The sequence below is a fragment of the Gracilimonas sp. genome, from assembly GCF_040218225.1.
Taxonomy (GTDB): Bacteria; Bacteroidota; Rhodothermia; order Balneolales; family Balneolaceae; genus Gracilimonas.
Window position 1 is genome coordinate 537,817 of sequence record NZ_JAVJQO010000004.1, and the last position, 26,152, is coordinate 563,968.

Genomic DNA, 26,152 nt, shown 5'->3' on the forward strand with positions numbered 1-26,152 from the left:
AATTCACTCAGTTAAAGAAGAGAAATGAGACTTTGTTCCCGGTGAGGTGATTGGGCACTTAAACTAGTTAGTAAATAAGTTTGAGGATGCTAAAAAAGCCACATCAACTCTCATCCAGTCAACTCTCAACCCTCTATAAAAATAATTATCCACATAACTGTTGATAAGCCTTAAAAGATGCCGTATTTTTACAGGCTCTGTAATTGGCGGAGAAAAATTCTGTTAACACCATGTTTGAAGATTTATCCTCAAAATTAGATAAAGCATTTCAATCCCTTAAGGGAGAAGCTCGCATCACGGATGTGAATATAGCGGAGACTGTCCGTGAAATTCGCCGTGCATTGCTGGATGCTGACGTTAATTATGAGGTTGCCCGTCAATTCACAGAAGATATTAAAGAGCAGGTGCTCGGTTCTGATGTACTCACCAGTGTTAATCCCGGCCAGCAGTTCACAAAAATTGTGCACGACAAGCTGGTTGAAACATTTGGTGGCGAAAAGGCCGATATCGCACAGGCTGACACTCCCCCTACAGTAATTCTTATAGCCGGACTTCAGGGTTCGGGTAAAACGACCTTTGTTGGTAAGTTAGCCCGACACTTAAAACAGGAGCATAAAAGGAATCCTCTTCTTGCTGCCGCCGATGTTTATCGCCCTGCCGCTGTTGACCAGCTTAAGACACTCGCTTCGCAAATTGATGTTCCGGTGTATTCCATCGAGCAGAAAGATGCAGTTCGGGTTGCCAAAGAAGCCGTTTCGATGGCTAAAAGTTTGGCGCTCGATACGGTTATCATTGATACCGCGGGTCGTTTACATGTAGATGAGGAAATGATGAATGAGGTTGCGGAAATTAAGAAGGCCGTAAATCCTCACGAGATTCTGTTTGTAGTCGATTCCATGACCGGACAGGATGCTGTAAACACAGCCAAAGAATTTAACGAACGCATTGATTACGACGGCGTGGTATTAACCAAGCTGGATGGTGACACCCGCGGTGGTGCTGCCCTTTCCATTAAAACCGTTGTAAACAAGCCCATCAAATTTGTGAGTACCGGCGAGAAGCTGGATGCTCTCTCTCCATTCTATCCCGACCGTATGGCTCAGCGTATTCTGGGCATGGGAGATGTGGTGTCGTTTGTTGAAAAAGCTCAAAAAGAATTTGACGAGAAGGAAGCAGAAAAACTTCAACAGAAAATTCGGTCGGATAAATTCGACCTGAACGACTTCCTTGAACAAATTCAGAAGATCAAGAAGATGGGAGACTTCGGTGATCTTGTTTCTATGATACCCGGCGCCAGCAAAGCATTGAACGATACTGAAATCGACGATGATGCCTTCAAACCAATTGAAGCTATAATCTTATCAATGACGCCGGAGGAACGCCAGGAGCCCGAGTTGCTAAACGGAAGTCGAAGACGACGCATAGCAAAAGGATCTGGCACCACTGTTCGTGAGATCAATCAACTCATGAAGCAGTTCGATCAAATGAAAAAAATGATGAAGACCATGTCAAAAATGGGTAAAGCCGGACGTGCTCTTCAAGGATTGAAGAATCTGCCTATCGGCCGATAAGAACTTATAATTTAAACACACATTGGAGAACAGCATTGTTAAGAATCAGATTACAACGAAAAGGACGTAAGAAACGCCCGATTTGGCATATCGTAGTAGCCGAAAGACACGAAGCCCGCGATGGACGAATCGTTGAGCGTGTTGGTCGTTACGACAACGTAACCGAGAAAAAGGAAGTGGTATTAAATGAAGACCGTATCCTTTATTGGTTAGATACCGGCGCTCAGCCTACCGACACTGTACGTAAAATCCTTCGTCGCGAAGGTATTTTGTATAAGCGTCACCTTATAAACTGGGGCAAAAGCGAAGAAGAAGTAGAAAAAGCACTGGCAGAATGGAAAGAGTACAGAGACTCTAAGAAAGACGATGCCACCAGCCGTAAAGCGGATTATAAAGAAGTGCTTGCTGCTGAAGAAAGAGAATATAAAGAGCAGCTTCAGAAAAAAGCGAAGCAGGCTGCTGCTGAAGTAGAAGCTGAAAAAGCGGCTGAAGAACAAGAAGACGAAGCTCCTAAAAATGAAGCCGAAGAAATTGAAGCGGCATTAGAAGAAGCTGAATCGGATGACTCTGCTGAAGAAACCACAGAGGCTGCCCAGGAAGAAACTACGGAAGCAGAAGCTGAGGAAGAAACAGCTGATGAGGCCGAAGAAGAAACCGAAGCTAAAGAAGAAGCTCCGGAAGAAGAAGAAAAAGCTGAAACTCAGGAAGAATCTTCTGACGACGCTGAAGAAGAATCGGAAGAAGCTGCTGAAGAAACCAAAGATGAAGAGCCGGCTGAAGAAGAGAAAGAAGAAGCCAAAGAGTCATCTTCTGATCAGGTTTCCACTGATATGAATGCAAAAGAGGCGATTGATCATATTAACAATACTGATCTAGACGACCTTAAAGGATTTGTCCCGGAAAACGAAGACCGCGTGACGGTTCAGCGTGCCTGGGAAAGCAAACAAGAAGGATAAAAAAGATATCCGGCGCCTATGAATCAGGACGCCAATACACCGGGCTTTGTTCAGGTGGGGCATATTGAACGCTCCCATGGACTTGAGGGCGAGGTCAAAGTTTTCTTTGATGTCGATGACCCTCAAAAAGCCGAAAACCTTAAGCTGGTGTATTTGCGGAATGAACGAGGCGATTTTTACCCTGCCCGAATCATGGATTTACGGGTTGAAGGGAAAAGAAACAAAATTTCGTTCTTTGTACAATTTGACCATATCGCTGATCGCACCGGCGCTGAAGCATTGAAAAGCAAAGGCATCTTCCTGGAAACAGATGATGCGGAGCCTTTTGTCAGTGCTGAAGAAGAACCTGATGATTCACTCGTAGATCATGAAGTTTATGATGGAGATGAATCGATTGGGTTAGTGGTTGATGTGATGAACAATCCGGCTCACCCTATTTTAGTAGTTGCAACTACATCGGGAAGCCGGCTCATTCCATACATCGATCATTTTGTAAAAGACCGGCGCGACGGTAACATCTATTGCCAAAACCTGGATGAACTGGAGGGAATCTGATGAGAATTGATATTATATCAGCTGTTCCTGCTTTGTTGGAAGGACCCCTGAATCACAGTATTGTGAAGCGGGCCATCGACAAAGACTTGGTTAAAATTCATGTGCATGATTTACGGGACTATACCGAAGACAAGCACAAGAAAATAGATGATTACCCTTATGGTGGCGAACCCGGAATGGTGCTTACACCGCAGCCAATATTCAGCTGCATTGAGAAACTCCAGTCTGAGCGTGATTATGATGAACTCATTTTCACAGCACCCGATGGCGATGTTTTTGAACAGCCTGATGCGAATGCATTATCGCTCAAAGAAAACATCATTATTCTGTGCGGCCACTATAAAGGCGTAGATCAGCGGGTAAGAGATGAATTGATTACCAAAGAATTTTCGATTGGTGATTATGTGCTTTCGGGAGGAGAACTGCCGGCGATGGTAATTACAGATGCCATCGTTCGCTTGCTCCCCGGTGTGTTGGGAGATGCCGGAAGCGCATTGAATGATTCATTTCAGGATGGACTGCTGGAAGGTCCGGTTTATACACGTCCGGCAGAATTCAAAGGAATGAAAGTTCCTGAGGTGTTGCTATCCGGCGACCACAAAAAAGTAGCTGAGTGGAAGCAGGAACAATCCGAAAAGCGGACCAAAGAACGAAGAAAAGATTTGTACGAAAAATTTAAGAAAGAACATTAATAACAATCCTGATAGTTATCGGGGTTAAATTTAGAAATCATGGATAAGTTAAAACTTGTAGAGCAAAGCCTGATAAATGAGGACATTCCTCACTTTACAGCTGGAGATACTGTAAATGTACACTACCGCGTACGAGAAGGTGAAAAAGAACGTATTCAGCAGTACGAAGGTGTTGTACTTTCTGAAAGGGGAAGTGGGCCGAACAAAACGTTTACAGTTCGTAAAATCAGCAGTAACGTTGGTGTAGAGCGTGTTTTTCCGCTAAACTCTCCTTTTATTGCTAAAATTGAAGTGAAGAAAAAAGGAAAAGTAAGACGCTCCAAGCTGTTCTATCTTCGTGATCTGCGAGGGAAAGCAGCTCGTATTCAGGAAAAAGGCGCGAAGAAGCAATAATTTAGCTCGCTGAATTTTACTGTGATCTTAGATTCTTGTTAATCAGGTCTAAGATTACAGCACAGCTTGCTGTGGCTATATATCAGTATTAAAAAACTAATTAAGGATGAATATTATTCTGTTTGGCCCTCCGGGGGCGGGAAAAGGAACTCAGGCAAAACTGTTACAAGACGAGTTCAGCATTCCGCATCTTTCTACCGGAGATATTTTTCGGGCTGCCATCAAAAACAAAACGCCTCTTGGTGTTAAAGTAAAATCCATTCTGGATTCCGGAGAGCTGGTTCCTGACCAAACGGTTGTGGATCTGGTAGCTGATGAACTTAGTAAAGAAAAGTATCAGGATGGATATATTTTGGATGGTTTTCCAAGAACGGTTGTTCAGGCCGAGGCTTTTGATTCTTTTCTGGATGAGAATGATGATAAGCTGGATGCTTTTATTCTGTTATCTGTTCCCGAAAAAGAGCTGATAAAAAGAATTCTTTCACGCGGTGAAGGGCGCTCGGATGACACCGAAGAAAAAGTGAAAACCCGTCTTCAGGTGTATCGTGAGGAAACCCAGCCTGTAATGAGGCACTACGAAAAACAAGGCAAAGTCCAGCAGATAGACGGTATAGGATCCATCGATGAAATCTTCGGGCGCATTAAAAACGCTCTTTCCTAATCATATTTAAATCCCGCCACCGAGCGGGATTTTTTATTGTTGGCTTATTCATAATCGTTCGGCACGCAAGAGCTTACCATTAACAGGCAATGGAACGATTATCTGCATTTCTTGTGTATATTATTTAAAGAGTTATTAATTACAGGAGCGTGTGAATGGTAGCATCAAGCAAAAAAGGTACTGGCTTACTAAAGTGGGGAACCGGGTTGGCGGTATTGGGAGGATTGTCGGTTATATTATCCGGTTATGGATATCAATGGGGTTGGTGGCACTTCAGTACGGGTTTCTCGATTATTCCATGGGGAACTGGTACGGCGATATTGGGAAGTATTATAGGGACTATCGGATTCTTTAGAATACAAGGACGATCCAGAGATCAGACCGTTTCTGGCCTGGTTGCCATGGTGATAGGTTTAGGTGTATTATTAAATTTTGGGTATTGGTACCTCGAGGTTCAAAAAGGATACCCGCCTATTCATGATATAACGACCGATACGGTAAACCCTCCCGAGTTTAATGCCATTGTTCCCCTAAGAGAGGATGCCCCAAATCCACATGAATATATTTTTGAAAATGGGCCGGCTGAAGCACAAAAAGAATTTTATCCCGAACTGGAAACGCTGAATGTTTCTATGGATTATGACAGGGCGTATGATCATGCACTTGCCACAGCTCGTAAAATGCCCTGGCAAATCGTGGGAGAAAACAGACAAGAAGGTCGCATTGAAGCCTATGACAAGCTTCCCTGGTTTGGGTTTATTGACGATGTTGTAATCCGCGTTGATACAACAGAAATGGGCAGTAAAATTGATATGCGCTCAAAGTCCAGAATAGGAAGAGGTGATTTAGGGGTGAACGCAAAACGTATCCGTTCCTATTTCAACACCTATAATAAATAACTGGTCAGGGAATAAGCCTAATTACTTCGTCTGCCAGTAAGTTAGCAGCCTTTGGTTTCATGCGAAACCAAAGCTCGGGCTCAATTAGTTCGAGTTCAGAAACGGCCATTTTTCCAGAGTTATTAAGAATAAGATCGACACGGGCATAAACCGGAAGTTCAGGACAAGCCATTAATGCTTCCCGGGCAAAATTGATTTCCGACTCTTTGGGAATATATTCATGAACAGTTCCTCCAAAATCGTCCTGAACCCTGAAATCACCTGGTTTTGCTTTCTTTAAAACGGCATGACTGAAGTTTTTCCCAAAGAATACAAACGACCACTCTCCACTTGACAATACAGATTCCTGAAAAGGCTGTAACATGAAGTCTTCCTTTTGCATCACTTCAATAAGCTTATTGGCAATGATATCGATATTTTCTGGCTGGATACGATAAGTATGCCGGCCAGCTCCACCCACCGTCGGCTTTATGACGGTATCCCGCCACCCGGTAATTTTGTGTATTTGGTGGATTGACATGCCATTTCCCCGGTTGAGGTATCGCGTTGGAATAACAGAAACTCCAGCTCGGTTAAGGTCATCCAGATAGTGTTTATCTATATTCCAGTTTATAAGAATCTTACTGTTGATGAAGTGAGTTTTAGAAGAAGCCTCCTCCATCCAGCCTTGGAACTCTTCAAACCTATTGAAATAATCCCAGGTTGTTCTGAAAAGAACTGCTTTGGTTTGCTCCCAATTGAATTCAGAGTCTGCCCAATCTTTTCTGCCTACCCTTAGGTTTCTAGCTTCTAAGGCTTCCTTAACAATCTGGTCTTCCTTCAAAACATTCTGAACATAGCCGTCGGGTACACTTGGGTTTATATAGCGGGAGTCGGTTAATATGACTATATCAAAAATTGGTTGTGGCATTGGCAACGTATATTTACAATAAAACTGATGCTAAGGAATACAATTAATTGATAAAAACCAACACACGACACGGCTAGGGCATTTTTTATGAGACTTCATCTTGCTGGTTTGTATTTATTTAACAACAGAAAATTAAAGGTTGGCTAACTGAATAAATACCAAAGAAAAAGTTATAATAAAGGCGAAACATAAGGGGGAACAAAAAAATAAAAGTCTCGTTAGATCAGTAGCTAATAATAAATAAGATGGGTTTTCATGAAGAAGTTAATAAGCATAATAATTTATACGCTGGTTCCATTTTTTGCATTCTCACAAGTAATGGATGACGCTGATATTAAAAAACTTGAGAAAGGGGAGTACAATCTTGAATCCGGAAAAATTCAGGTTACCTTTTCTGATACCGTATCACCAAACTTTTTAGAGACAAAGTTGGATGAACTGGGCTTTGAAATTTTAAGTAGCAACATTCAAAATATTGTCCTTTCCATAGAAAACAATCCAAGCCCTAAACAATTAAAGGAGCTGGAAGAAAGTGAGTGGGTTGAGTTTGTTATGAGCGAAGCAGCGGGAAATGCTGATAAGGAACTTGAGCAGATTAATGAAAGCGATTCACTAGAGGGTAATCAGGTAAATCAGTTGCTGGCGAAGCTGACTTACAGCAAAGAATACGAATATGTAATAGTAGCTTTAACATACAGTGCAACCGAAGAAACAGTTGCGCATATTAAAGCAAAGTACCCAGAGCTTAAATTTAAAATGGTTGAAGAGAGCCAGCGTACAGCTATTCTAAAAACAGAAAAAGACAAAGAGTTAGAGGCTATGGATGAGTTGAAAAAACTCGTTTTCGTTGAAAATACGGCTATGGTTGGAAGTCTTGAGTAGAAATCAGAGACCATTGAAATGCTGCTTTCCTATAACCCGTTTAATCTATAAGTGAAGTTGGAAAAAAAGAGATTATTATGGAAGCGCAGAAAGCACCCGTAAATAACTCACCCTTTTCTGAAAAAGAACTTGAACATTTTAATGATCGGCTAGAAGAAGAACTGGATGATGCTAAAGAAAAGATCAGTTCATTTGAGGACCGGTTAAGCGAAATAGAGGAAAAGCTTGATGATACATCTTCTTCCGCTGCTCACCATCAGGGAAATATAGCTTCCTCGGAAGAAGAAAGAGAGAAGTACTATGCCATGATTGAAAAGCAAAAAGAAAAGGTCGAAGAAATAAACATGGCAAAAAACCGAATAAAGACAGGGAATTATGGCATCTGCAATGTAACTGGTGAGCCCATCAAAAAAGAGCGACTCGAAATCAAGCCTTATGCCCGTTACAGTGTAGAAGCGGTTAAGTCAGCCAATAATGTTGAAAGCCATAAAATTACAGTAAGCGATTCAACTTAAAAAGTCAGCTTAAAAGCAGAGAAATGTATACTTTAGTAGTATAAAATGTATAAACTATGCTTTACTTTGGTATATGATAAGTGTGATGAGCAAAAGCTTTTTTCTGTTAACATTAATAGTGTTGGTTTTCGGTTGCAAATACTCCCCCAGCGGAAGTAATTATATAGAAAGGTCGCAAGAAATGTTACCGATTGAGGCAAATGTCTCAGTATCCCCTTCTTTTCAAATTGACGACACTATTAAAGTATCTAGCTTCATAGAAGTAAGTTATAGTTTTGATCCAGGGAATAGTAATAAGCAAATAAGAAGGATTAGCTATTGGCTGGATGATGATACTCTGGATAGTCAATGGGGCGAAAGTTATGCGAATTTAGAACAGAGCAGTAGCTTAGAAACTACGAGATATGAAGATGGTGAACATACACTTCACTTTAGATTAATCACATCATCGGGAAGGGGGAATATTGCAGATAAGTTGGGGGTAGAACTCATAGAAGAAACCTACAGTTTTCCCCTGTGGTTTGATAATGCACCAGCAACTTCAGTTCAAATAAATGCAGCACAAAAAACGGAAGGAACTCTTCAGCTTACCTGGAAGCAGTACCGGAGGCCAAATTTTCAAGAGTATAGGGTATATAGAAGCACGTCCTTAAGAAATGGAGATTTGGAAAACACGAGACTGGTGGGAATAAACAGTACAAGAGAAAACACGATGATACATGACCCAAACTATATTGGCGGGAAGGTATATTACAGGGTTGATACACGGTTGAATTCGAATCATGCAAATGATTACTATGGTATGGGCTCGGCTTTTGTGTATGAAGATGATTATCCGCAGTTTAGTTCTGCCAGAATTGTTAATGACGAGATGATAATAAAGTGGAAACAGTGCAAGTATCCTGAAAACTTTGCCAAATATGATGTTTCTAAAATAAATAGTTCCAATACCTGGAGTTTTGAAAACATCTCAGACACGACCATAACAGTACCTGTTCCCGTGGGAGGAAATACAGCTACATATATTCTAAGAACGTTTGCGAAATCAAATAATGCGTTTACAAACATTAAGTCAGATACATTGCAGATCAGCCAATGAGCATGTCCGGGAAAGTAACAAGTCTGTTGGTGATGTTTATCACTTTGGGGGGCAGTATTATTGCCCAAACCCAGTCTTATGAGGCAGAATTCAGCGTGGGGTATTCATCAACTTCTGCAACAGATTTAAAAAAACTTCAGGCTGAAGTGATCTCATCTCAAAATTTTGAGTATAAAGTTACAGACAACTTTCCGGCAACACCTTATCTGAATCTTGCCATATTTAAAAATTTAGAAGACGGGAATAGGGTTGGCTTGTTTTGGAGGTATCTATCAACCGGCGGGCGATTAACGGTAAGCGACTATTCCGGAACCCTGACGTCTGATCAAATACTTACCAATCATGAGATAGGCGCAGATCTAAATATTTATTTGAAAGAGTTCCCACAAAAACTTGTAAGACCATTCGTGGAGCTGCAAATTTCAGCATTACTGAGTCGTTTGGAAATGAAGGATAAAGCAGTAATTATAAATTCGGGAGAGCAGAGTGAAAGCCTGTCTTTAGTAGCTCAAAATGTTGCTATTACACCAAGCCTTGGATTTGAAGTTATAATAAAAAATCATCCCATCAGGTTTAAGGCAGGGTATCTGATTGAGGTTACTCAATTTCCATTTCATTTGAAGGAAAACAGAGATGCCAAACTAAGGATTTCAAATGATAATACTGTTGGTCCGGGACTAACAGGGTTAAGAATAGGGGTTGGAAGCGCTATAGGATTTTAGAATAAACCTAATTGCTTATCCTGCTTGTTAGCGGGCCATTCAGGAAGTGGCGGGACATCAATAAGCCTCGAAAGCAGTTTGTGAAAATGTCGGCAAAGTTTGGGTTGATCAACTTTGTTTGGAGCGTGGATAAAAACGTAGGGGTGAAGCCCTTCATCAATCCATTCAGCCACTATGATAGCCCACTCTTTTAGGTAGGGGTCGTTGTTAAGGATATCATTGGTACCCACGTATCTTAATAGAGGTCGGGCACCGGTGGTATCGAATCGAACGGGTACTTTGGGTTTCTTCTTTTGCGCCTCTGCAATAGAAGATTCGATAGCTTTAACCGAATGGAGTTTACGGGTGTCAAAAATAACCCGATCCACATCATAGCTTTTTAGTAGCGAAGTCAGGTTTCGTTCGTGTTTGCCGTGGTCAAAAAAGTCGCGATGCCGTACTTCCACGGCATAACTAAAGGTCTTTGGAAGAATAGAAAAGACATTTTCTAACTTATATAAATCCTGCGGACCAAAAGTATCTGGAAACTGTATCATGAAGGGGCCGACTTTCTCACGAATTGGTTCGAATAGCTTTACAAACGCAAGGGTATCCTTCTCAGCTTCCAGCATTTTACGTTCATGAGTCAAATAGCGTGGGAATTTAAAGCAAAACTTAAATCCTTTCGGGGTCTGCTCGCCCCACTTCTTTATCACATCAGGGTCGGGCACGCTATAGAAAGTGGTATTTCCTTCTACCGCATTAAAAACAGAAGCATATTGAGATAAAAACTGTTCTGGTTTAGCATCATCAGAAAAGAAAGTCCCTTTCCATTCCTGAAGGCTCCAGACAGTACAGCCAAGATGATATGGCATTATCGTTTTTATCTTTTTAATCCGTTTGCTTTCAATTAACTTCGCAATTAACTAATTCCACCAATCAATTTCCAAGCCTTAAAGTTCAGAACGGGGAATGGAAAAACATTGATTTATCACAGAGCCAAAATAAGATGCCATTTGAGACTTTAGATTATGCTGTTGTTGCCGGATATATTTTATTAATGATTGCCGTTGCCTGGGCCGCGAAAGTACGTGGTCAGGAATCGCTGGACGATTTCTTCGCCGGTGGAAAAAACCTGCCCTGGTGGTTGGTTGGGGTTTCGATGGTGGCCACTACTTTTGCAGCAGATACTCCCCTTGCCATTACTGGAATTGTTGCAAAACAGGGAATAGCGGGAAATTGGTTTTGGTGGAACTGGATGATTTCAGGTATAGTGACTGTATTCATCTATGCCAAACTCTGGAAGCGAGCAGATGTGTTAACCGATGTTGAATTCATCGAGCTTCGCTATGGCGGAAAGCCCGCAAGTTTTCTCCGAGGGTTTAGGGCTCTGTACTTTGCCTTTCCATTCAACTGTATCATTATGGGATGGGTAACGGTGGGGATGGCCAAAATCCTTACTGTAGTTACTGGCGCTGACCAATGGATTGCCATCCTGGTTTTATATGGACTGATTGCCATTTATATTGCCATCTCCGGTTTGTGGGGAGTTATTGTAACCGACTTCGTACAATTCATTCTTGCAATGATCGGCACAATTGCGTTAGCCTATTTTGCGGTCGATCATGTTGGCGGGCTTTCGGAGTTAAAGTCACAGCTTGGAGATGTTGCTAATTATGATGTGCTCAGCTTCAATCCATTTACCAATCCAGAAATTGCTTTAACCACAGCGCTTATTTGGTTGGGGATGAACTGGTGGGCTGCCTGGTATCCCGGAGCGGAGCCTGGAGGAGGAGGTTATATTGCCCAGCGGATGTTCTCTGCCAAAGATGAAAAAAATGCGGTAGGCGGAACCCTGCTTTTCAATATTCTGATGTACGCTGTTCGCCCATGGCCCTGGATTTTAGTGGGGCTTGTGGCTCTTGTAGTATTCCCCGGACTTGAAGACCCTGAAACCGGCTATCCATTGATGATGCTTGAAGTTCTTCCCGTGGGGTGGATGGGGTTGCTCATGGTTGCTTTTCTTTCCGCGTTTGTATCAACAATATCAACTCAGCTTAATTGGGGTACTTCCTATGTGGTAAACGATTTCTATAAGCGGTTCATTAAAACAGAAGAGGAATTTGAAAACAAAGCGAAAGCACAGTCACATTATGTATTTATTTCCCGAATAGCCACCTTACTTATGGCCGCGTTAGGTGTGGGAGTTTCCTATTTCTTTGATTCTGTGTCTGGTGGCTGGGAGTTTATTCTCTCATTAAGTGCCGGAATTGGCGGGGTATTATTGCTTCGATGGTTCTGGTGGAGAATAAACGCATGGAGCGAAATAACGGCAATGATCGCCGCTTTTATTGGAGCTGTTTTCTGCAATCAAATGGGGTATGATTTTTCGGGAAGCATGATCTTCACCACTTTATTTTCTACGGTGGCATGGCTGAGTGCTACTTTTGTGACCAAGCCAGAGTCTGAACAAACGCTTAAAAAGTTTTATGCCAAGGTAACACCAATGGGAAGCTGGTCGGGATACCGGAATGGCAAACACTCAACCGATCGCTTGCTTCCACAGCTTATTAACATTGTAATGTCATTATTGGCCATCTTCTTTTTCCTTTATGGCTTGGGACAGATTTTCTTCTTCAATGTTGGAACAGGGATTGGTTTCCTGCTGGGAGGCTGTATTTTTGTTTACGCTGTGGTGAAGAAGATTTAGACAGCACCTTTTCAACAAAAAGATAAAATTTTTGAAACCTATCTGGGAGGATAACGTATTTGTTCTAAATTTTAAAACAAATGTATTATGGATATTCTTTCTCGCATGGAAGAGCTGATACTTCTTTCCGTATGGAAGCTGCAGGATGAGGCTTATGGTCTGGAAATCAGGCTACATCTTTCTGAAATACTGGATCATGATTTATCAGTGGGTGCGGTATATGTTCCGCTAAAGCGCTTAAAAAAAAGAGGATTTTTAGATTCATGGGATAGTGAGCCCACGGAGGAACGAGGGGGTCGATCCAAGCGCTTTTACAAGCTCTCAAAAAAAGGATTAAATGCGCTTCAACAAGTCAGAACAGTTCAGGAAAATGCCTGGTCTGACTTACCAGATTTGGGTTTAGGCTGGGTCCCTTCAAAAAACTGACGTATGCCTGACCATAAAAACATCATAACAAAAATATTAGATGAACTTCTGCCTCCGGATCTCCATCACCTGATCGGAGACCTGGAAGAAGAGTTTAATTTAAACAAAGAAAGAGAGGGGTTGGCTCAGGCTCGATGGTATTTTTGGTCTCAGCTGGTTCGTTCTTTCCCCTGGTTTTTTGTTCAATCTCTAACATGGAACATGGAAATGATTTACAACTATCTGAAAGTAACCTGGAGAAACCTTAAAAAGCATACCGGCTTTTCACTAATTAATGTACTGGGGCTGGCAGCAAGTATGTCGGTCTGCCTGCTCATTATTTTGTTTTTGATTGATCAGCGAAGTTATGATCGGTTCCATAGCAAAAGTGACCAAATTGTAAGGGTAACCATAGATTTTAAGTCACCCTCGAATAACGAAAGCAGTTTGTATGCTACAACACCTGCTTCGCTTGCTGAAAAGCTTGAAACGGATTACCCTGAGGTAGAGGAAGCGCTTCAGGTTCGGGGAAATTATGATGGTGAATTCAAGCATGGTGAGAAGGTGATTCCCCTGCAGGGTTTCTATGCAGATGAAGATTTTTTATCTGTTTTTGATTTTGAATTGATTTCCGGTGACCGTGCTTCTGCTCTAAATGAACCTGGCCAGGTTTTGCTTACTCCTGAAAGTGCTCAGAAATTGTTCGGTGACGAGGAGGCCCTGGGTAAAACCATTACCGGACTTGGCGATCGGGATTATGTGGTTTCAGGTATTATCAATGATGATGTAAGAACGCACTTTACTTTTGAAATCATTGCTTCACATAAAACTCTGGAAGCCAACACAGCCTCTCAGGAAATGTTAAATAGCTGGACGAGTAGTGTCTACGATTCCTACACATATCTGTTGATGAAGAAAGGAATAGATACAGAGGCGTTTGAGGAGAAAATTCAAACAATAATAGCCAGTGATTACAACGACCCTGAAGGAGAAAGTGTAATGGCATCAATGATCATCCAACCATTGACTAAAATTAACCTTGGTCCGGCCTTATCTAACGAAATAGGTATGGTAGTACCTAATTTTTTTGGATGGGTTTTTATCGGTTTTGCTATCATCATTATACTAATCGCCGGGTTTAACTATGTAAGTCTGACAATAGCACGATCACTTAACCGGGGGAAAGAAGTAGGGGTTCGGAAAGTGCTGGGTGCTCATCGGCTGAGCGTAATCAAACAGTTTTTGTTCGAGTCGGTGGTAATTACCACTATAGCTCTTTGTTTTGCAGTTTTGATTCTTAGGTTTCTACTACCTGAGTTCAATAGCTTATTCTTTATCAGTTTTACTGAGAATCAGATAGAAATGGATCTTCTGGCAAATTATGGGGTAATAGCTGTCTTTATATGCTTTAGTATTATGGTAGGTGTTTTTGCCGGTATCTATCCTTCCCTCTATCTGTCGTCATTTCAGCCGGCCAGCGTACTGAAAGGAATTTTTTCCACAGGCAACCGGCTTTCCGGTCAAACATTAAAGAAAACACTTACGGTGGGTCAGTTTACCTTTTCACTGATATTTATCATTACTTCCTTTATTCTTTTTCAGCAGTTTAAATTTATGGGAGAGACTGATTATGGCTTCAATCGTGAGAACATTGTAAATATAGCTCTCCAGGATATTTCACTTGATCAATTAAAGTATGAGCTGGAAAACATGCCGGAAGTGCAATCGGTAGCAGGAGCCTCTGTCGTACCGGCATTGGGTTCTATTCGGGGAGTTTGGCTGGAATCAGATTTGATAGAAGAACGTCTTCGGGCCCATTCATTTTTAACCGATGAAAACTATATCCAAACGATGGGGTTGAATCTGTTGGCAGGTCGAAACTTCAACCCGGAAATCTCCATGGATACTGCAAACGCCGTAATTATTAGTGATCAGGCTGTTGCACAACTAGGTTTTGAAAGCCCTCAGGATGCTTTGACCAAAGAAGTAACCATCAATGATGAAGACTATGAAATAGTGGGAGTGATTGAGAACTTCATTTCTGCTGATCCTATGCGGGCTGGAGATCCCATTGTAATGTTTTACAGGCCCGACATTACGTACTATGCGGTTGTCAAAACAAAAGCGGGCTCAACAGGTGATTTTCTACAAAACCTGGAAGAAAGCTGGTTAACAATGAATAGTCTTTATTCATTGAAGTACAAAGTTTTTGACGAACAATTAAAGGAAAGCCCTCAGCTGATAGTATTTGTTGACTTCATAAAAATTCTGGGACTTATAGCCGGGTTTTCAATTTTGATATCCTGCCTGGGCTTGTTAGGAATGGCTATGTATTCAGCAGAAAACAGGGTGAAAGAAATTGGTATTCGGAAAGTATTAGGTGCCTCCGTACAAAATATTGTGGTGCTGCTATCTAAGGAATATCTTGTATTGATTGCAATCGCTCTATCCATAGGAATACCACTCTCATGGTTCATTAATAACCTGTGGATGCAGCTGGTAACTAATAAGGTTGGTCTTCAGCCGGCCGTATTTGTATTCGGATCGATCGCCGTATTGGGGCTGGCAGTGATAACTATTGGTTCTCAGGCTTTCAAAGCAGCGCGGACGAACTCCATCGATAACTTAAGAAGCGAATAGCAAAAAATTGGAGTTGATCGGACAATCTATTTAACAACCATCTGGTTTAAGTCGATAAAAGTCATAAAAACATTATAGATATAAAGACGAAAGCTTTATTTTTTTAATGTATGGAAATATTTTAAATGACTTTTCCGGCTTTAGGTTAACTGCTTGGTTGAATAATGATTAGAAATTTTCTCGTAAGGATTAAGCTATTATTATTGGCTTTTATTTTACCGTGGGCTTTGTGTAGTGCCCCGGGAAACGCTCAGGCTACTTCTGATTCTCTCTGGACCTTTTCCGAAATCCGCTCCGATACCAACGGCGACCATAAGCTTGACTACCTTGGCCAAAAAGTGACCATCACGGGTATTGCTAACATAGGCACCGGCTTGCTTCATGAACACTATTTGCAAGCTTTTGTTCAGAACGATTCGGCTGGAATGTCGATTTTCGCAATGGAAATCGAAACTCCGTTTGAAGTCGGGGACAGCATAGTGGCGACAGGGATGATCGAACGATACAACGGGCTCGCAGAGGTTCATATTGATTCATACAAGGTATTCAAGACTTCATCCCCGATAAAGATAAACTTCTTATCTGACGCCATTGAAGCGCCGCAGAATTACCTTGGAATGTTGGTTAAGGGGGAAGGGAAAGTCATAGAAAAAGGCAGCACCTTTAACGGAAAGTATGTGCGTATTTCATCCGAAGGTTCATCAAAAAGTATGATGGTATACGTTTCAAATTTTCACCGTCTCTTTGATGAGTTCGAGTTCGATGTTCTTCAGGTTGGTGACAGGATTTCGGTTGAAGGAATTATTACAGAGTATAACCCAGAGTTTCCGGAAGAAAGAACGTTTAAATTATTTCTAAGAACTCCGGAGGACCTTGACTTTAAGGGAATTCCCCAGTTCTATCTTTACCTGATAGCCGCGACCTCCACTTTTTTCATGATCCTGATTGTTGGGTGGGTAATAGTTTTAAAGAGAAGCGTAAAATCCAAAACAAAAGAAATAAAGGCTTCTTTAGAACAGAAAGAGGTATTACTCCGTGAAATTCATCATCGCGTAAAGAATAGCCTGACGATAGTTTCGGGACTTATAGAGCTGCAGGAAGGGAGCACAGAAAGTCAGGAAGCAAAAGACGTGCTGCAAAACAGTCAGGCACGCATACAATCAGTGGCGTTAATTCACGAGAAACTATACAAAACAGAGTCGCTTTCAGAAATACAGCTCAATAACTACATCAATGATTTGGTGCAGGCTATTCATGGAACGTTCTCCGATTATAAAGAAGCCGTGGACCTCAATTTTGAACTGGAAGAGGTTTTTTTGGAGACAGATCGGGTGATTCCTTGTGGACTACTCATTAATGAACTGGTGGTGAATGCATTCAAACATGCATTTAGTAAAAACAAGAAGGGACGGCTTGATGTTATTCTGAAAAAAGAGGCAGGGGAAATTATTTTGACTGTTTCAGACAATGGGCCTGGATTACCCAAAGACTTTGACCCCAAAACCGACGAAAGTCTGGGCTCAATGCTGATCGATTCATTTGCCTCTCAACTGGATGCCAGCATGAAAGTAAGCAACAAAACGAGTGGAGGAGCCGAGTATATTTTTAAATTTCCTTCAGAAAATAAAACTGACTAACGATCTTCTTTACGGTACACAAATTTCAATCCGGACCAGTCTTCGTCCACGGCACATACCTTCACATCAACAAGGCCAATTTGAAGGCCAAGTGAACGCACTTCGTTTCCGGTGATGTCGGTGTCAACCTTAGATGACTTCTTAATCCAGGAAACCCATAAAGTGCCATCTTTTGCTAATTTTTCTTTAAGGGGAGGAAAGAAATTGTTCAGCTCTTCTTCGTTTCTGCAAAACACATGAATAAAATCTATGAGATCGTGATAGTTGTTGTCTACAAGAGTGACATCATCGGGAAAATCACCTAGTATTTCTAAGATGTGCTTTGGCTGATTGACAAGAAAAACGGAATAACCGGGCTTAATGCCAAGTTTTTTCAGGAGAGGTGTTCCTGAATAGCCAGCCATCAGTCTTGATACATTTCTGCCACATTCAAAAGCTTGCGGAGGTCTTCAACTTTCTCAAGTTCTTCCTGGCGTTCGTAGCTATGAATGAGATTACGAATACACCGCAGTATGATATCGAGGTTGGTGGCAATTTGGAAGTGCTCGGGTCGGGGATCAATATTGTTTTTCTTCAGAAAGAAATAGCACTGATCATAGGTAACAATGGCCCCGTCATCGTATGGATCTATTAAAAGCTCTTCCTTATCACCCACATAATTCAGCATAAAGTGAATGGGCATATTGATACCAAAAAAAGGCATTTCCAGCCGGTGGGCTATAAACATCACAACAAGACTCAGAGAAATAGGAAGGCCTTTTCTGCGGTCAATGACCTGATTCAGGAAACAGTTTTTGGGAGCGTGGTAGGATTCTGTATCGCCCCTGAAGTTGAGGTCTTCAAAGATGAATTTAAGCATGCGCTTCATTTTGCGCTTTTCATCCAGCTTATACTTAATCTGGGGCTCAATCATTTGTGCAAAGTGATCCAGCTTATTTTGATATTCTGATATTCTGAGCGTTGGGTTTCCAAACCGGGCCAGGGTAAACACAGCGGTCTCTAGTGACTTACGGGTTTTGATGCCATGCTCGAGAATTTCGATGAAATCAGATTCGAGTGTATCAAAGGTAAGCTTGTGAATTACATCATTTACACGGCTTTTTGCGTCTTCTCCACTAATCTCGGAACGATATTCATCAAGCAGCGGAACGGCTTTCTCGCCAAGTTCCTGAAGACGGCTTTCGACACTTTGTTGCACAAATGGATCAGGGTCATCCATTAAAAAAAGCAACGATTCTATTTCTGTCTTAGAAGTCATAATCTCTTTTCATTTACCTTGGCCGGTCAAGATATTGATTCACAAAGCCAATTACTTCTTATAAATGCGGTTTGTAACCGTTATATTTCACAGCTTCATTAAATCAATTATCTAACCAATCTATGGATATTAATGTTTCTTCTGAAATAGGACACCTTCAGGGAGTGATTGTACATACTCCCGGACATGAAGTTTCGCTGGTCAATCCTGAGCTTAAAGACGAACTGCTATTCGATGATATTATCTTTGAGGAAGACGCCCGGATAGAACATCTGGACATGCTGGAAGTCTTTAAAACGGCGATGCCAGCTGATGGCAATGTGATCGAAATCATTGATCTTTGCATCGAAGTATTTAAAAATGAAGATGCCCGGTCTTTTTTCATTGAACAGCTGATAAAAGAGTTTCCTGAAGAAAACCTCCACGTTGTGGAAAAAGACCTTCATAAACTGAATCCCAAAGAACTACTGATTTTCGTAACTCAGGGATACCTGGAGCACTCCAAAGGATTTTCACTAAATCCTTCTCCAAATCTGCTTTTCACAAGAGACTTGGCAGCTGTTGTGGGTGATAACATCTTAATTTCACGGGCAGCTAAAAAGGCTCGGTTACGAGAGTCTTTGCTAATGGAAACACTGGTAGAATTTCATCCCCTATTTGAGAGCGTCAGAGAGAATGCTATAAAAATATCCGGCCATCAGTCTATTGAAGGTGGAGACGTGTTGGTGGTTTCAGAGAAACTGGTTTTAATTGGGATGAGTGAAAGAACCTCTTTCAGTGGATTAATGAAAGGAACTGAAGGTTTATTGAACAGTGGTGTTGAAACGGTTCTGGCTGTTGATATTCCAAAACAACGCTCCTCTATGCACCTAGACACTATTTTTACTTTCGCAGATAAAAATGAGTGTATTGTATTCCCTCCGGCTATTTTAGAGCAGAACAACAATGTGGTTGCTCTATTTAAAGATGGGAGTTCTATTAAAACAGAAATGAAGGGCTCACTGAAATCAGCACTGGAAGAATCAACCGGTTATGACTTTAATTTCATTAAGTGCGGCGGTGAAGACCGAACTAATCAATTCCGCGAGCAGTGGACGGATGGCGCTAATGTTTTTGCGTTAGCACCGGGAATAATCGTTGGCTATGAACGTAATACCAATACTTTTAACACGCTGGTTGATCATGGTTATGACCTGATGAATCAGTTTGAGTTTATCGAGGAATTCAGTAAAGAAGGATTCACGCCTAAAGCCGGGCAAAAAATAGCTATCAGTTTCCAGGGACACGAGCTTTGTCGTGGACGAGGAGGCGCTCGCTGTATGACCTTGCCGATTTCCAGAAAGCCGCTAACCTATTAAGAAAAAGAGACGATTGAGTTCAAACCCATATCAAGAGGAAGTTAAAAGCGATTTTGAAGTCCTTTCCAGTAAAGAAGAGCCCAAAAATAAGCCCGATACCAAAACGATTTTAAAACATCTGGGGCTGTTTTTACTCACGTTTTTCTTTGTGACGATGACCGGCGCAAATTTTGTGGGATTTGATCCGGTTCTATTTCCTTTTGCCATCCCGAATTCTACAGACTTACTGAGAGGGGTGCTTTTTGCTGGATTGTTACTCTCCTTTCTCACAGTTCACGAGTTTGGGCATTATTTTGCAGCAGTTCATCACAAAATAAAAGTGACACTTCCCTACTACATCCCCCTTCCAATTGGAATAGGTACACTGGGGGCAGTTATTCGAATCAAGGAGCGCATTCGAAAAATGCATAAGCTGTTTGATATAGGTGCAGCGGGCCCTGTAGCCGGTTTTATTGTGGCGTTGATTGTTTTATTGGTTGGCTTTGCCACATTGCCTGAGCCGGCCGAATATGTGCAAAATTTTTCAGGGCACGAAGAGCTTAAAGAATATGTGGCTCAGAATGGTACTTATCCGGATTTTAAAACAGATAAGGTTGACGGACAGGGGGTTTTAACAGTTGGAAATACACTATTGTATACTGCTTTGGCATCCATGTTTGAAAACGTGCCGCCAATGTGGGAGATGTATCACTATCCCTTTTTATTTGCCGGATGGCTGGGGCTGTTTTTTACAGCACTAAACCTGATGCCCGTTGGTCAGCTTGATGGGGGACATATTCTCTACTCACTTATTGGGCATAAAAAGCATAAAATTGTAGCACGGCTGTTTTTTACTATGGTTACAGCAATTGGCGGTGCTGAAATGCTTCCACTGTTGAGAGATTTAATTTCTGGTTACACTACCATGCCGCTGGCGGAATATGTGGTTTGGGGGTTTATTTTATTTATTCTGATGAACCGTGCTTTTCGCTCAGATCGATACTGGGTTTACGCAATGATGACTTTCTCTATTATCGGCTCCGTAGCTTATAATTATACAGTTGGGGGAGTGGAAGCAGGGCAAGGCGACTACATATGGGTTATATGGAGTTTTTTCATCGCATTTGTAGTTGGGGTGGAGCATCCGCCGGTGGATATTGAAGAAAAATTATCACCCACCCGGCGCGTGATAGGCTGGTTAAGTATGCTTATCTTATTACTCTGTATTAGTCTGAATCCAATTTATATGAATTAATGAAATCAATGAGAACAATACTTTTTGGTATCCTTGCAATAGGACTTTTAACTGCTTGTAATCAGCCTGAAAAGAAAGCTGAGCAAGAACAAACGCTTGATCAGCAGGTAAACAGTTTGGTGGAGGAAGCCAAGTTTGAAGATGCCATGGCTATTCTGGACGGCCGCCCAACTTCTCCGGAAGTTGTTGCTTTGAAGGAAGAAGTACACCTGCAGCATGGAATTTACCTGATATATAATTCCGACCCTTCCCAAATGCGGGAAAATGCAAACAATGCACTGCGTGAATTTATAGCTGTGCTTGAAATCAACCCGGAGAATGAGAAAGCAATAGCAGAAACCGAACAGATTTTGGGCATTTACCGGACATTTCCAAACCGAAGCCCGGAACCAGAAATAATGGAAAAGCTAAAAGAATTAGGTTTCGAAATTTAGCTTTGTCATTCCGCACTTGATGCGGAATCTTCATAAAAAGGCAACCCAAATATGTATAAAGATTCCGGCTCAGAGGCCGGAATGACAATAAGAGGGAAGTTATATGTCAGATAAGAAAACATCACCAACCATTCAAAATCGAAAGGCTCGCCACGATTATAACATCGAGGAGACCTACGAAGCCGGTTTGGTTCTGAAAGGAACCGAGGTGAAATCGTTACGTCAGGGTAAAGCCAGCTTTGCAGATACTTTCGCATATATCCAAAATGGTGAAGTGTATTTGCGGGACATGTACATCAAGCCCTATGAACACGGCTCGTATTACAATCACGATGAAACCCGCCCCAGAAAATTACTGCTTAACAAAAGGGAAATAAGAGAGCTTGAAAAAGCAACGGAACAAAAAGGCTATACCATTGTTCCGCTAAAGCTTTACTTCAAAAAGGGAAATGCCAAGGTGCTGATCGGTATTGCCAGAGGTAAAAAGCAGTACGATAAGAGAGATTCCATCAAAGAGAAAGATGTGAAACGCCAGATTGAGCGCAACGTGAAGGGGAATTACAAGATTAATATGTAGAAAGTTACTTAGTAGCTTCTTTGTTTTTTTCTTTCCACTTCTTTAATTCAGATTCTACATAATCCATGTGATTCTTAGCTAAATCTTCACCAACTTTCTTTGGGGCTTTAAAGTTCATACTACTTTTCCGTTTATATGTATCAAAATTGAAATTTTTGGAAAAGTCTATTGTTAGTAAATCTTTCATAAGACTGAATTTAATAGAATTATTTATATCAATTTAATCTTTTTTTCTGTAATAATTATTAAAAAAATGATGATTTAATTTTGGATCAAAATAATGTTTACGCTTTATCCAAATAAATCCATCACCTTTTGTTATTACAGCAACATCTACGGGGCCTCCTACCGTTTCAAGCTCATCTATTGACACTTTTCGTTTAAAGGAGGTGATATTTACTAAAGACAGTGCCATTTCAGCCAGCTCATCTAGAGGTAAATTATCAAGATTGCTTATTATAGGTTGAACAAACTTCTCATTAGTGAATTCTTCTAAGTTTTGTCTTAAGTCTTCTTTTAAGCTTTTACTGATTTTAGATATTTGCTTAGTAAGGCTTTTCTTTTTACTTGTTTCAATATCTGGTAAAGAGTCTAAAATTTTTGAAGGGTATTCATTGATAATATCTTCTATATATTCACCAAAGAAGTTCATAAAAGCGGGGTCGATTCCTTCAATAAATCGATTAACCATTTCACTTTGAGCAAAAGGAATAATTGTGGCTAAACCCCTATTATCAGTTTCTTTAAATAATATATATTTTAGTTTTCCATCATAAAGCGCGTCAATTTTATATGATGTAATTGATGGGAAGTACTCTTCTTCTCCAAAGCCTGCAAATACAACACCAGTGTAATTTGTCATATGCTTACAAATAACTTCAAATGTTACATGCTTAATAAGGTCTAATTTCTTTTTTGATAGCTTAATTTTCACTTCTGCACGCTCTAAGCTCACCTCTATCAATTTGGGAATGGCCTTTTCATCCAGCAAAATATCACTTGGTTTTAAGTCACAAATCCGGTCATTTTCTTTTAATATTTTTTTTGCTTCCTCAAAAAAGTTCATAAAAGCATCTTCAACATCACTTTGTTCGACTGTGTCACTCTCTGACTTAGAGTAAATCAACTCAAGCATATGGTTTCGAGCATTAGCGCTTAAATTAGTTGCAGTATTTATAAATGTAGTGGCTATAAAATCAGCCCTTTCCTGTTCACTTAGAATCTGTTTCTGAATATTTCTAAGCCAGTTTAAAAAGTGCTCTGAGCAACTTTTAACTGTATCAAAGCTTTTATCACCAATATCATTACGGTAGGATTTTATTATTACCTCCCATGGTATATTCATGAATTGCGCATTATTGAAAATCATTATACCAATAGGATGGTACTTTGAAATGGTAAATAATTTATTCTCACTGCTATATATTTTACCTGAACCCCCAATAGTCACAGCGCTATCAGCAGCAAGTGCCACTGCTTTTCTGTTCATTACTGCAATTTCCGCCGTCATAATACCCTCTTTTTAGAGGTAAGTAATTGAATTAATTTGAAAAAACAAAACCCCGCTCTCAGCTAAGAGCGGGGTTTTCATATAAAGTCAACAGGAAAGCCTGTAAGCCGGATTCTGTCGAGGGTAATCATTTGTCTGTCGCGTTCTACCCGATGGCGTCACGACAAGTGGCGTATACCATCTGCATGAACTTGCACCCCGCGAGGTTTACACTGCTCCCGACCTCACGGTACGGGACGGTGAGCTCTTACCTCACCTTTTCACCCTTACCTCAAACAAGTTGAGGCGGTCTGTTTTCTGTTGCACTATCTGTCATCCCGGCATTCCTGCGGGGAAGCCTCCCCTTCGTCGGCTGAACCGAATCGGGGAGCACGGTACTTGTTGGTGTCCGGACTTTCCTCCCGGCACATAAATGTGCCAGGCGATTACCTGGCTTTCCTGTCGAATAAAGATAGGGTTTTTTAGAATAGGAATTAATAGAGGTCATCTCGTGGCGAATGCCCGGGATCTGGTTGTTGAAAAGGCACGGATGGTTTTCAAAGAACCAGATTCCTGCCTGCGCAAGAATGACAGCAACGGGTCAAAACAAAAAAGGGAAGTCGACCACTTCCCTTTTTTCATAAACAATGTGCTGATCCGAAAACAATTACATCAGATAGATAAGTCTTCTTTAGCTTTGTCAAAGAAAGACTGATCTACCACAATCCGCCCGCTGTTTTCATCGATGATGATCTTGTTTTTGCGGCGTACTTCAACCTGAGTTTGTGGTGGCAGCGCCATTCCCAGGGCAGCACCGCGGTCCATTGCTACAACAGCCATGCCATTATTCAAACCATCACGGAGGCGGTTATAGCTGCGCATGTAGCGGTCGTCAATCTCTTCTTCTACCTCTTTTCTTTTCTTGAGAAGTTCTTTTTCTTCATCTTCAGTAGATTTTACAACGTCATCGAGGCTTTCGCTTTTCTCATCATATAATTTCTGAGCAGCTTCAAGTTCTTCTTTGGCCTTCTCAATTTCCGGGCCGATTTCCTCTTTACGTTTCTCTATTTCCTTAAGGCGAGACTCCGCGTTTTCGATAACCTGCTTCTGAGCTTCGATCTCTTTGGTGAGAGCATCATATTCGCGGTTATTGCGAACACTCATTTGCTGATCTTCGTACTTCTGAATTTTTTCTTCAGAGCTTTTAAGATCAAGTTGCAGGTTGTCGTACTCAACAGTAAGGTTCTGATCTTCTTCCTCAAGGTTGTTGAGCTTGGCTTCCTTGCGGGCGATGTCAGTTTCCAGATCCAGCACTTCTTCCGGAAGGTCGCCCCGAAGCTGTTTCAGCTCGTCTATGCGACTGTCAATGTATTGGAGGTTGGCTAATTTTTGTAATACTTCGTTCATGGAGTGAGTTTCAGCTTGGTTGAATAGTTTTCGGTTCAGGCTCCGATACATATACCTGCATCGGGTTCGTTACGGTTCGGGTTACAGATACTTCAAGTTCTTCAAATGCTTCAGAAAGTTCGTTCTTTAAAGCCTCGGCTACCGGGAATTCACTTTCATAATGGCCAACATCTACAAGTAAAAAGTTATCGGCTTCAGTGAAATAATCATGGTATTTAATATCAGCAGTTACAAAAGCCTGAGCGCCGGCGGCGATGGCTTTATCCTTCAAAAATACTCCTGCACCGCCACATACAGCCACGCTTTTAATACGGTCAACGTTACCGGAAAATCGAATGGCCTTCACGTTCAAAGCCTTCGATACAAGGTGTAAGAATTCATTTTTGCCAATTCCTTTTTCGGGATATTCACCAATTACACCCATGCCAAAGTTTTGGGAAGTAGAGGCAAGGTCAATAACCTGGAAACTACCTTCTTTCAACATACCCTCGCTTTTGAGGGCTTTTTTAAGAACAGACACATTGTGCTGGTCAATAATAGCTTCAAAACATTTGAGCCCATCTTCGCGACTATTTACATCAAAATAGTGGGCCTCTTCTGCAGAATGGTAATTCAACAATTTCAGGACAGCATCACTGTCTTTGTGAGAAGTAATAAGACGAATCTTTCGGCTGATGGAATAATTTTTATCTAAAAACTTCAGGTTATCCAGACCCAGCATATTAGCTAATACAAAAGAAACACCATCAAGGGCAGCGTCTAAGTTCGTGTGAGCTACCAGCAAGCCTATATCATTCTTAATAAGCTTGTAAATAATCCGGCCCTGTTCATCAGTTGGATTAATGCTTCCAATTTTACTGAAGATAAGCGGGTGATGGGCAACAATAAGTTCGCTGCCTGTTTCTATGGCTTCAGCTACAACACTGTCGGTTACATCGAGGCAGGTAAGAATAGAAGTTACCGGAGCATTTGGGTCTCCGACGAGTAATCCGACATTATCATAATCCATTTTTACTTTGGGAGGAGCCCACTGATTAAGGAAGGTAGATATTTGCCGGATTCGGGTTGACATGCTATCTATCTCCTTGCACTTTGAAACCCGACGACCTTTTGGACGGATGATGTATGAATTTGTATGCGTTCAATAAATAAGTAACCATTAATTACGA

Annotated in this window: 27 protein-coding genes and 1 other RNA gene; 19 read left to right on the forward strand and 9 right to left on the reverse strand. The window is 41.3% G+C overall.

The features are described from left to right. Positions 1-230: 230 nt before the first annotated feature. The 7 genes from ffh to RIB15_RS06445 all read left to right on the forward strand — a co-directional run bounded on the left by ffh (position 231) and on the right by RIB15_RS06445 (position 5,727). Positions 231-1,571, forward strand: coding sequence for a signal recognition particle protein (ffh, locus tag RIB15_RS06415; RefSeq protein WP_350201325.1), 1,341 nt, complete (start codon positions 231-233; stop codon positions 1,569-1,571). A gap of 35 nt (positions 1,572-1,606) precedes the next feature. Next, positions 1,607-2,527, forward strand: a complete 921-nt coding sequence (gene rpsP, locus RIB15_RS06420; RefSeq protein WP_350201326.1) for a 30S ribosomal protein S16 — start codon at positions 1,607-1,609, stop codon at positions 2,525-2,527. An 18-nt stretch (positions 2,528-2,545) separates the two neighbouring features. Further along, positions 2,546-3,082, forward strand: coding sequence for a ribosome maturation factor RimM (gene rimM, locus RIB15_RS06425; RefSeq protein ID WP_350201327.1), 537 nt, complete (start codon positions 2,546-2,548; stop codon positions 3,080-3,082). Next, positions 3,082-3,774, forward strand: a complete 693-nt coding sequence (gene trmD, locus RIB15_RS06430; protein WP_350201328.1) for a tRNA (guanosine(37)-N1)-methyltransferase TrmD — start codon at positions 3,082-3,084, stop codon at positions 3,772-3,774. The genes rimM and trmD overlap by 1 nt, the downstream gene beginning before the upstream one ends. Positions 3,775-3,813: 39 nt before the next feature. Further along, on the forward strand, positions 3,814-4,167 hold the full coding sequence (gene rplS, locus RIB15_RS06435) for a 50S ribosomal protein L19 (protein WP_350201329.1): 354 nt from the start codon (positions 3,814-3,816) through the stop codon (positions 4,165-4,167). Positions 4,168-4,273: 106 nt separating this feature from the next. Continuing rightward, complete coding sequence (locus RIB15_RS06440) at positions 4,274-4,828, forward strand: adenylate kinase (protein ID WP_350201330.1); 555 nt, start codon at positions 4,274-4,276, stop codon at positions 4,826-4,828. A gap of 155 nt (positions 4,829-4,983) precedes the next feature. After that, positions 4,984-5,727: a DUF1499 domain-containing protein gene (locus tag RIB15_RS06445; protein WP_350201331.1), complete on the forward strand. Its 744-nt coding sequence runs from the start codon at positions 4,984-4,986 to the stop codon at positions 5,725-5,727. A gap of 4 nt (positions 5,728-5,731) precedes the next feature. Here RIB15_RS06445 and RIB15_RS06450 read toward each other — a convergent pair whose 3' ends face one another. Then, the gene (locus RIB15_RS06450) at positions 5,732-6,637 is read right to left on the reverse strand and encodes an ATP-grasp domain-containing protein (protein ID WP_350201332.1); all 906 of its coding nucleotides are present in this window, start codon (positions 6,635-6,637) and stop codon (positions 5,732-5,734) included. 255 nt (positions 6,638-6,892) lie between these two features. Between RIB15_RS06450 and RIB15_RS06455 the strand changes: the two genes are divergently transcribed. The 4 genes from RIB15_RS06455 (at position 6,893) to RIB15_RS06470 (ending at position 9,855) form a co-directional block, all read left to right on the forward strand. Next, entirely contained in the window at positions 6,893-7,519 is a 627-nt protein-coding gene (locus RIB15_RS06455; RefSeq protein ID WP_350201333.1) for a hypothetical protein, read from the forward strand. Positions 7,520-7,596: 77 nt separating this feature from the next. Further along, positions 7,597-8,034 (forward strand): TraR/DksA family transcriptional regulator, encoded by a 438-nt coding sequence (locus RIB15_RS06460; RefSeq protein ID WP_350201334.1) that lies wholly within the window; start codon positions 7,597-7,599, stop codon positions 8,032-8,034. A gap of 181 nt (positions 8,035-8,215) precedes the next feature. Further along, entirely contained in the window at positions 8,216-9,133 is a 918-nt protein-coding gene (locus RIB15_RS06465; protein WP_350201335.1) for a hypothetical protein, read from the forward strand. 2 nt (positions 9,134-9,135) lie between these two features. Beyond that, complete coding sequence (locus RIB15_RS06470) at positions 9,136-9,855, forward strand: hypothetical protein (RefSeq protein ID WP_350201336.1); 720 nt, start codon at positions 9,136-9,138, stop codon at positions 9,853-9,855. Here RIB15_RS06470 and RIB15_RS06475 read toward each other — a convergent pair. Then, entirely contained in the window at positions 9,852-10,709 is an 858-nt protein-coding gene (locus RIB15_RS06475) for a DUF72 domain-containing protein (RefSeq protein ID WP_350201337.1), read from the reverse strand. The two genes, RIB15_RS06470 and RIB15_RS06475, sit on opposite strands and share 4 nt — an antisense overlap. A 134-nt stretch (positions 10,710-10,843) precedes the next feature. Here RIB15_RS06475 and RIB15_RS06480 point away from each other — a divergent pair, with 134 nt between their 5' ends. The 4 genes from RIB15_RS06480 (at position 10,844) to RIB15_RS06495 (ending at position 17,226) form a co-directional block, all read left to right on the forward strand. Continuing rightward, positions 10,844-12,544 carry a sodium:solute symporter family protein gene (locus tag RIB15_RS06480; RefSeq protein WP_350201338.1) on the forward strand — a complete coding sequence of 567 codons (1,701 nt, stop codon included), beginning with the start codon at positions 10,844-10,846 and terminating at the stop codon, positions 12,542-12,544. Between the two features lie 87 nt (positions 12,545-12,631). Beyond that, positions 12,632-12,970 (forward strand): PadR family transcriptional regulator, encoded by a 339-nt coding sequence (locus tag RIB15_RS06485; RefSeq protein ID WP_350201339.1) that lies wholly within the window; start codon positions 12,632-12,634, stop codon positions 12,968-12,970. Between the two features lie 3 nt (positions 12,971-12,973). Next, on the forward strand, positions 12,974-15,589 hold the full coding sequence (locus tag RIB15_RS06490; protein WP_350201340.1) for an ABC transporter permease: 2,616 nt from the start codon (positions 12,974-12,976) through the stop codon (positions 15,587-15,589). A 164-nt stretch (positions 15,590-15,753) separates the two neighbouring features. Beyond that, a complete protein-coding gene (locus RIB15_RS06495; RefSeq protein ID WP_350201341.1) occupies positions 15,754-17,226 on the forward strand; it encodes a sensor histidine kinase in 1,473 nt (490 codons plus the stop codon). On the opposite strand, the gene RIB15_RS06500 is transcribed toward RIB15_RS06495, so the two are convergent. Both RIB15_RS06500 and RIB15_RS06505 read right to left on the reverse strand, forming a co-directional pair. After that, the gene (locus RIB15_RS06500) at positions 17,223-17,630 is read right to left on the reverse strand and encodes a DUF3052 family protein (protein ID WP_350201342.1); all 408 of its coding nucleotides are present in this window, start codon (positions 17,628-17,630) and stop codon (positions 17,223-17,225) included. The two genes, RIB15_RS06495 and RIB15_RS06500, sit on opposite strands and share 4 nt — an antisense overlap. After that, entirely contained in the window at positions 17,630-18,484 is an 855-nt protein-coding gene (locus RIB15_RS06505; RefSeq protein WP_350201343.1) for a transglutaminase-like domain-containing protein, read from the reverse strand. The genes RIB15_RS06500 and RIB15_RS06505 overlap by 1 nt, the downstream gene beginning before the upstream one ends. Positions 18,485-18,606: 122 nt before the next feature. Here RIB15_RS06505 and RIB15_RS06510 point away from each other — a divergent pair, with 122 nt between their 5' ends. From RIB15_RS06510 to smpB, 4 genes are all read left to right on the forward strand, one after another. Next, a complete protein-coding gene (locus RIB15_RS06510) occupies positions 18,607-19,842 on the forward strand; it encodes an arginine deiminase (protein WP_350201344.1) in 1,236 nt (411 codons plus the stop codon). Positions 19,843-19,855: 13 nt separating this feature from the next. After that, the gene (locus RIB15_RS06515) at positions 19,856-21,076 is read left to right on the forward strand and encodes a site-2 protease family protein (protein ID WP_350201345.1); all 1,221 of its coding nucleotides are present in this window, start codon (positions 19,856-19,858) and stop codon (positions 21,074-21,076) included. An 8-nt stretch (positions 21,077-21,084) separates the two neighbouring features. Next, entirely contained in the window at positions 21,085-21,510 is a 426-nt protein-coding gene (locus RIB15_RS06520; protein WP_350201346.1) for a hypothetical protein, read from the forward strand. Positions 21,511-21,613: 103 nt separating this feature from the next. Beyond that, complete coding sequence (smpB, locus tag RIB15_RS06525) at positions 21,614-22,087, forward strand: SsrA-binding protein SmpB (protein ID WP_350201347.1); 474 nt, start codon at positions 21,614-21,616, stop codon at positions 22,085-22,087. A 4-nt stretch (positions 22,088-22,091) separates the two neighbouring features. Here smpB and RIB15_RS06530 read toward each other — a convergent pair whose 3' ends face one another. From RIB15_RS06530 to RIB15_RS06550, 5 genes are all read right to left on the reverse strand, one after another. Then, on the reverse strand, positions 22,092-22,274 hold the full coding sequence (locus RIB15_RS06530; protein WP_350201348.1) for a hypothetical protein: 183 nt from the start codon (positions 22,272-22,274) through the stop codon (positions 22,092-22,094). A 33-nt stretch (positions 22,275-22,307) separates the two neighbouring features. Continuing rightward, on the reverse strand, positions 22,308-23,597 hold the full coding sequence (locus RIB15_RS06535) for a hypothetical protein (protein WP_350201349.1): 1,290 nt from the start codon (positions 23,595-23,597) through the stop codon (positions 22,308-22,310). A gap of 87 nt (positions 23,598-23,684) precedes the next feature. Then, an RNA gene (rnpB, locus tag RIB15_RS06540) (RNase P RNA component class A) lies at positions 23,685-24,038 on the reverse strand. 210 nt (positions 24,039-24,248) lie between these two features. Continuing rightward, the gene (locus RIB15_RS06545) at positions 24,249-24,983 is read right to left on the reverse strand and encodes a zinc ribbon domain-containing protein (protein ID WP_350201350.1); all 735 of its coding nucleotides are present in this window, start codon (positions 24,981-24,983) and stop codon (positions 24,249-24,251) included. Between the two features lie 10 nt (positions 24,984-24,993). Next, positions 24,994-26,055, reverse strand: a complete 1,062-nt coding sequence (locus tag RIB15_RS06550) for a Nif3-like dinuclear metal center hexameric protein (RefSeq protein WP_350201351.1) — start codon at positions 26,053-26,055, stop codon at positions 24,994-24,996. Positions 26,056-26,152 lie beyond the last annotated feature (97 nt).

What these genes read in the sequence shown, in the direction of transcription:
- RIB15_RS06495 (WP_350201341.1), top strand. Translation starts at nt 15,754, where the DNA reads ATGATTAGAAATTTTCTCGTAAGGATTAAGCTATTATTATTGGCTTTT.
- RIB15_RS06505 (WP_350201343.1), bottom strand. Translation starts at nt 18,484, where the DNA reads ATGACTTCTAAGACAGAAATAGAATCGTTGCTTTTTTTAATGGATGAC.
- RIB15_RS06545 (WP_350201350.1), bottom strand. Translation starts at nt 24,983, where the DNA reads ATGAACGAAGTATTACAAAAATTAGCCAACCTCCAATACATTGACAGT.
- RIB15_RS06510 (WP_350201344.1), top strand. Translation starts at nt 18,607, where the DNA reads ATGGATATTAATGTTTCTTCTGAAATAGGACACCTTCAGGGAGTGATT.
- rplS (WP_350201329.1), top strand. Translation starts at nt 3,814, where the DNA reads ATGGATAAGTTAAAACTTGTAGAGCAAAGCCTGATAAATGAGGACATT.
- RIB15_RS06550 (WP_350201351.1), bottom strand. Translation starts at nt 26,055, where the DNA reads ATGTCAACCCGAATCCGGCAAATATCTACCTTCCTTAATCAGTGGGCT.
- RIB15_RS06460 (WP_350201334.1), top strand. Translation starts at nt 7,597, where the DNA reads ATGGAAGCGCAGAAAGCACCCGTAAATAACTCACCCTTTTCTGAAAAA.
- RIB15_RS06445 (WP_350201331.1), top strand. Translation starts at nt 4,984, where the DNA reads ATGGTAGCATCAAGCAAAAAAGGTACTGGCTTACTAAAGTGGGGAACC.
- RIB15_RS06450 (WP_350201332.1), bottom strand. Translation starts at nt 6,637, where the DNA reads ATGCCACAACCAATTTTTGATATAGTCATATTAACCGACTCCCGCTAT.
- RIB15_RS06475 (WP_350201337.1), bottom strand. Translation starts at nt 10,709, where the DNA reads ATGCCATATCATCTTGGCTGTACTGTCTGGAGCCTTCAGGAATGGAAA.
- RIB15_RS06485 (WP_350201339.1), top strand. Translation starts at nt 12,632, where the DNA reads ATGGATATTCTTTCTCGCATGGAAGAGCTGATACTTCTTTCCGTATGG.
- RIB15_RS06500 (WP_350201342.1), bottom strand. Translation starts at nt 17,630, where the DNA reads ATGGCTGGCTATTCAGGAACACCTCTCCTGAAAAAACTTGGCATTAAG.
- rimM (WP_350201327.1), top strand. Translation starts at nt 2,546, where the DNA reads ATGAATCAGGACGCCAATACACCGGGCTTTGTTCAGGTGGGGCATATT.
- RIB15_RS06530 (WP_350201348.1), bottom strand. Translation starts at nt 22,274, where the DNA reads ATGAAAGATTTACTAACAATAGACTTTTCCAAAAATTTCAATTTTGAT.
- RIB15_RS06480 (WP_350201338.1), top strand. Translation starts at nt 10,844, where the DNA reads ATGCCATTTGAGACTTTAGATTATGCTGTTGTTGCCGGATATATTTTA.
- RIB15_RS06470 (WP_350201336.1), top strand. Translation starts at nt 9,136, where the DNA reads ATGTCCGGGAAAGTAACAAGTCTGTTGGTGATGTTTATCACTTTGGGG.
- RIB15_RS06520 (WP_350201346.1), top strand. Translation starts at nt 21,085, where the DNA reads ATGAGAACAATACTTTTTGGTATCCTTGCAATAGGACTTTTAACTGCT.
- RIB15_RS06490 (WP_350201340.1), top strand. Translation starts at nt 12,974, where the DNA reads ATGCCTGACCATAAAAACATCATAACAAAAATATTAGATGAACTTCTG.
- ffh (WP_350201325.1), top strand. Translation starts at nt 231, where the DNA reads ATGTTTGAAGATTTATCCTCAAAATTAGATAAAGCATTTCAATCCCTT.
- smpB (WP_350201347.1), top strand. Translation starts at nt 21,614, where the DNA reads ATGTCAGATAAGAAAACATCACCAACCATTCAAAATCGAAAGGCTCGC.
- RIB15_RS06440 (WP_350201330.1), top strand. Translation starts at nt 4,274, where the DNA reads ATGAATATTATTCTGTTTGGCCCTCCGGGGGCGGGAAAAGGAACTCAG.
- trmD (WP_350201328.1), top strand. Translation starts at nt 3,082, where the DNA reads ATGAGAATTGATATTATATCAGCTGTTCCTGCTTTGTTGGAAGGACCC.
- RIB15_RS06535 (WP_350201349.1), bottom strand. Translation starts at nt 23,597, where the DNA reads ATGACGGCGGAAATTGCAGTAATGAACAGAAAAGCAGTGGCACTTGCT.
- RIB15_RS06455 (WP_350201333.1), top strand. Translation starts at nt 6,893, where the DNA reads ATGAAGAAGTTAATAAGCATAATAATTTATACGCTGGTTCCATTTTTT.
- RIB15_RS06465 (WP_350201335.1), top strand. Translation starts at nt 8,216, where the DNA reads ATGTTACCGATTGAGGCAAATGTCTCAGTATCCCCTTCTTTTCAAATT.